This is a genomic window from Gammaproteobacteria bacterium (assembly GCA_028817255.1).
Lineage (GTDB): Bacteria > Pseudomonadota > Gammaproteobacteria > Porifericomitales > Porifericomitaceae > Porifericomes > Porifericomes azotivorans.
This window is the reverse complement of sequence record JAPPQA010000118.1, coordinates 1-4,938: the sequence shown is the minus strand read 5'-3', so window position 1 is coordinate 4,938 and position 4,938 is coordinate 1. Positions and strand designations below refer to the sequence as shown.

The following is a 4,938-nucleotide window of genomic DNA, read 5'->3' as shown; positions in this document are numbered from 1 at the left end:
TTACGCATCACTCCCCCCTTGAGGGGGAGTCGGCAAGACGAGGGCGCCAGCCCGAGGTCGCGCCGGTGGGGGGAGCCGCTAAAGCGCCTGCTACACCCCACCGCCCAAGAGAACCGCAAGGGCCGCCTTCCCCCCACCGCGGCAGCCGGCGCCGCCCGGCGGCTTGGCTGCTGCGACTCCCCCTCAAGGGGGGAGTGATGGAAAGAATGAGGCCGCAGGCTTGCCCCTGGCTTGAACAGGGGCAGGAATAGCGGGGCAGGTTGAGCGGCGGGGTGGGAATCTTTTCCCCTCGGTTGCGTAACGGCTTGCGCCGGCCCGCGCTTGCTTGCTGTCTCGCTCGCTATGGCTCGCTTGCTCATCGTGCTGCCTCCTCGCTCTCTATGGCTCGCGTTATGGATTCTCATGGGTTCCCGCCTCCGCCTCCGTCACGGCGTCGCCGCCGCGCCGCCCAGCGCATGGTTGCGCAAATGCACCAGCGCGGTGAGCAAGCGCCGGCGGTAGTTGCGCAGGGTGCAGTCCACCTGATTGTTGCTGGCGTCCCGCCCGCAGGGCAGATAAGACGGACCGCTGAGAAATGCGTATTCCGTGGTGTCGTCCGCGCCGATATCCACCTCCGGCACGCGGATCAGCAGCTGCACATAGGCGCCGCGCACCGCCTGCCAGGGGTCGTCGCCGTAGGCCGTGGCGGAGGCCACCAGGGCGGGGGCCAGGTACTCGATGCGATCGCCGGCGCCGGTGGGGTCCAGCATAAACAGCAGGCGGAAGTGCTCCACGCCCTGGGCGACATCCTCGGCGACCATGCCGGCGTTCACCAGCCGCAGGCGGCGCAGGATGGGGTCGTCGTCCCCGTCGTCGGCGGTGTTGCAGTCGCCGTCGGCGCCGGGATCCGTGCACCGCCGCAGGTAATAGATCACCTGCTCGTAAGTATGGTTGGCGGCGGCGGCGGCGCCCAGCCCGGCGCTGGAGGGGAAGGCGGTGCTCAGGTTGAAACCCCCGACATTATGGAAGATGCGGGCGGCGTGTTCGATGCGGCTGCGCACATAGACGCGGTTGCTTTGCAGGGAGGCGTCGGGCACCTGCGCGGCGTTGGCGAAGCGCGCGACCAGCACATGGCTGTCAACGGCCGTCTCGTTCGCCGCGGCCGCGCAACCGGGGCTGGTCCCCAACTGCGCCCTCTCGAAGGCGAGCAATCCCCGCACGTAGCCCGCCGGCCCCGGCGGCGCGGGGAACGCGCAATCGCCGGCAATGGTGGGCGGCGTCCCCTGGAAATCGGCGCTCCCGCCGCCGCCCCAGTGACTCGCCATGCGCATGTGGTGCTGGAGCTGCGTCATGGCGTAGCGGGAATCCTCGTTCAGCCGGGAGATGCCCTCCTGGATGCGATAGCCCTGCTTGTTGGCGACGAACAGCTCGATCAGCCCCGCCATCAGGACCAGGCTGATGGCGATGGTCACCATCACCTCGATCAGGCTCAGGCCGGCCTGCCGCTGCCCGCTCGCCCGTCCCGCCGGGCAGCGCGCCGCGATGGCTGCGATGCCTGCGATTGCGGCAAAGGGTTTCATGGTCCGTTTCATGGTCCGTACCGAATTCTGCGCCGGGTTCCGCACGGGCGGCCTCACAGTTTCGCCAGGCGGACGACGATCCGCTGCCGCTCGGTATTGAGGAGGGTGCTGCCCTGCAATGCGCCGGCCGCGGCCTGCTCCAGCCAACCGATCTTGATGGCGACCACGTCGCCGATGTCGTCGCACAGCCAGTTGCTGGGGTCGCCGTCGTCGGGCGTGCTGTCTATGCAGACGATGCCCTGGCCCTGCGGCAGGGATCCCCCAATCGCCTCGCGCCAGCGCCGAATCTCGAAGCGGGCGAGTTCCTCGGCCGTGCACACCGCGGAGGTGCACGTGCTCACGGTCGCCGACGCCTGCTGGAGGGCGCCGATCAGCGAGTCCACCGCGTTGGGGTCGAGCCCGTTGCTAATGGCGGTCTGCCTGGCGTTCTGGAGAGCGGCGTTGGCGGTAGTGAGCGTGGCCTGCGCGCCAGCGACATCCGGGGCAGGACCGCTAAGTTCAGGAGCGGCGCACGCCTGGAGGGCGGCCTGCCGCGCCGGGTAAACTTGCGTAAGCCAATCGGCGTTCGGATCTGCGTTTACTGTGTTGTACGCCGCGTTCGCATCGTCGCATATCGTCTGCGCCGCTGCCCGCTCCGCGGCCTCCGCCTCCCTGTCGGAGACGGTCTGCTGGGCGTTAGCTACAGCGGTCTGGGCCGCCAGCAACGCTTGCTCATCAGCGCTGGGGGTGCCGCCCACCGGCGGCGGGGCGGCATAGTAGGGATTGTTGGCAAGCCGCAACGCGACGCGGTTGGCGCGCATCTGGTCGGCGATGGTCTGCGCGTGGAACATGGCCAGGGAACGGTAGTTGCTGATCTGGGTGGCGCGCAGACCGCTGACCTGCATGGCCGCCAGCGCCAGAAAGCCGATGGCGAAGATGGTGATGGCCACCAGCACCTCCACCAGCGAGAAGCCGCGGTGACGCGCCGGGGGACGCGCCCCGAGCGCGGGCGGCGGCATGGGCGGCGGCATGGATGGCATGGTTTTCATGGTTTTCATGGGCGCGATGTCATGGGGCGCGATCAGGGCGTGCAGTTGGCGGAGGGGGAGGTAACCCGGGGACGGCCGCTGCGCGACACCAGGACGGTGCGGCCGCTGGCGGCGCCGCGGTCGTCGCACAGGCCGAATGTGCCCGACGGCTGGTCGGCGCTGCCGGAGGATTTGTAGATCAGGGCGTCCGCGAAGCTGGAGCGCAGGGTCATGCCCGTGTCCAGGCCCTTGTTGCCGGCGAGTCTGCAGTCCAGAACGGCGGAAGAGCAGTCCTGGGTGCCCAGATCCCCGCTCTTGTCGCCGTCGTAGAACACCGTCCAGCCGCCCTCCCACTGCTTGCTGGACGCGCCGGTGAGGCAGGCGGCGCCGGTGCTGCTGGCGCACAGCCCCACCTGCCCGTTGCGCTTGATCGCCTCGCTGCGCGCCAGGTTGATATCGGCAACCAGTTCATTTGCCATGCTGACCATGCGATTATTCTTGAACATGGTGACGAAACCGGGGACGCCGAGCCCCAGCAACAGGGAGAGCACGAGGATGGCCACCATGGCCTCGACCAGCGTGACGCCGGATTGCCTGCCGGGCGTGCCGGGCCCGGCGTTGGGCCCGGCGCTGTGCCCAGCGTTGGGCCCGGCGACCGGGAAGATGCGCTTTGCGGCGTTCATGTCTTGGAGTTTAGCCGGTATTGCAAGGCGAATCCGCCGTTTTCCGACGAACGGCGGCGACGGGCCGACGAACGGCGGCGATCCGGGCCGCCGCGGCGGCAATCGCGGCGGCGATCCTTGAGCCGGGACGTCCTGATCGTGGGCGGCGGCCTGCTGGGCCTGCTGGGGGCGCGCGCGCTGGCGCGGGAAGGGCTGCGGGTGCTGGTGCTGGAGCGCGCCCGCCTCGGCTGCGGGGCCAGCCGCGCGGGCGGGGGAATCCTGTCTCCGTTGCGGCCCTGGCAGCCGCCGGCGGCGATCCAGGAGCTGGCGCGCCGCAGCCTGGCGCTGTACCCGTCCCTGGCGGCCGAGTTGCGCGACACCGGCGTAGATCCGCGCTGGCGGCGCAGCGGCATGCTGCTGCTGGAGGCCGGCGAAGAGGCGGCGGGCGAACGACAGGCCGCCGCGCGCTGGGCGGCCCGCTACGGGATCGCGCTGGAGACGCTGGCGCCGGAAGAGCTGCGCCGCTTCCGGCCCGGGCTGCGGCCGGCGCGGCGGCCGGCGCTGTGGCTGCCCGAGGTAAGCCAGTTGGCGCCGCGCCAGCTGTTGCGCGCCCTGCGGCGGCAGTTGGCCCGCTGCGGGGTGGAGTGCCGGGAGGGCGAAGAGGCGGTCGCCTGGGAGCGGCGGGGGCGGCGCATCCTGGCCGTGCGCACGCGGCGGGGGACGCGCCTGACCGCCGGCCGCTTCGTGCTCGCCGCCGGCGCCTGGAGCGGAGGCTTGCTGCGCGCCCTCGGCCTGCCGGCGCTGATCCGCCCCGTGCGCGGCCAGATGGTCGCCTTCCGCATCCGCGGCGAGCGCCCGGCCCCCATCCTGCTGCGGGGAGAACATTACCTGGTGTTGCGCAACGACGGCCTGGCGCTGGCCGGCAGCACCGTGGAAGAGGCGGGTTTCGACGCGCGGGGGACGCCGGATGCCCGGCGCGACCTGCAGGCCGCCGCCTGGCGCCTGCTGCCGGCGCTAAAGGGCCGGCCCTGTTGCGCGCACTGGGGCGGGCTGCGCCCGGCCGGGCGGCGGCGCACGCCTTATATCGGGCCGGCGCCGGGCTTCGATAACCTGTATCTCAATACCGGCCACTTCCGCAACGGCATCCTGCTGGCGCCCGTCTCGGCGGAGCTGCTGACCGGCTGCATCGTGCGCGGAGAGGCGCCGCCGCCAGCACTGGCCATGCCGGCGCCCGGGGAGACCGAAGCCTCTGCCGCCCGGGGCGGGCGCCCGGGCGGAGCCGGCTCGTGAGCGCCCCCGGCGCCGTGTTCGCCGGCTTGCCCCTGGCTTGAACAGAGGCGGGGATGGCAAAACGGCTTGGGCGACTCCAGGCAGCGGATGGCCGCCCGCATGGGTTTGCTATACTAATGGGCCAGCCCGCAGGCGGGCGGCGGGGGGCGCATTTCGCGCCCCCGACCCCTCCCCGGGTCCCGTAACCTGCTAAGGAGAGCGAAATGTGCAAGGAGCGCAAAATGGAACGGCTGGAAAAAACCTGGATTCTGGAACTCGTCGGGACCGTGCTGCTGACCGCCATGCTGGGGCTTTGGGGCTGGACCGCCAACAAAGTGGTCCAAAACGGCGAGAAAATTGCCGCGTTGGATGGAAAAATCGCCGCAGTGGATGCCAAGCTCGATTTGCTCATAAGCGGGCTGGACATCTCGGTGGCCCCAA

5 protein-coding genes are annotated in these 4,938 nt (G+C 70.6%); 2 read left to right on the top strand and 3 right to left on the bottom strand.

What is annotated here, in order from left to right; genetic code table 11:
- Nucleotides 1–425: 425 nt before the first annotated feature.
- Genes OXU43_05370 through OXU43_05360 form a run of 3 tightly spaced genes read right to left on the bottom strand, consistent with a single transcriptional unit; the run spans nt 426 to nt 3,249 of the window.
- Nucleotides 426–1,571, bottom strand: a complete 1,146-nt coding sequence (locus OXU43_05370; protein MDD9824582.1) for a PilW family protein — start codon at nt 1,569–1,571, stop codon at nt 426–428.
- Between the two features lie 41 nt (nt 1,572–1,612).
- Entirely contained in the window at nt 1,613–2,596 is a 984-nt protein-coding gene (gene pilV / locus OXU43_05365) for a type IV pilus modification protein PilV (protein MDD9824581.1), read from the bottom strand.
- A 23-nt stretch (nt 2,597–2,619) separates the two neighbouring features.
- Nucleotides 2,620–3,249, bottom strand: a complete 630-nt coding sequence (locus OXU43_05360; protein ID MDD9824580.1) for a GspH/FimT family pseudopilin — start codon at nt 3,247–3,249, stop codon at nt 2,620–2,622.
- Nucleotides 3,250–3,366: 117 nt separating this feature from the next.
- On the opposite strand from OXU43_05360, the gene thiO reads away from it, so the two are divergent.
- Nucleotides 3,367–4,518: a glycine oxidase ThiO gene (gene thiO / locus OXU43_05355; protein ID MDD9824579.1), complete on the top strand. Its 1,152-nt coding sequence runs from the start codon at nt 3,367–3,369 to the stop codon at nt 4,516–4,518.
- 221 nt (nt 4,519–4,739) lie between these two features.
- The coding region (locus OXU43_05350) for a hypothetical protein (GenBank protein MDD9824578.1) at nt 4,740–4,938 on the top strand (199 nt) is incomplete at its 3' end.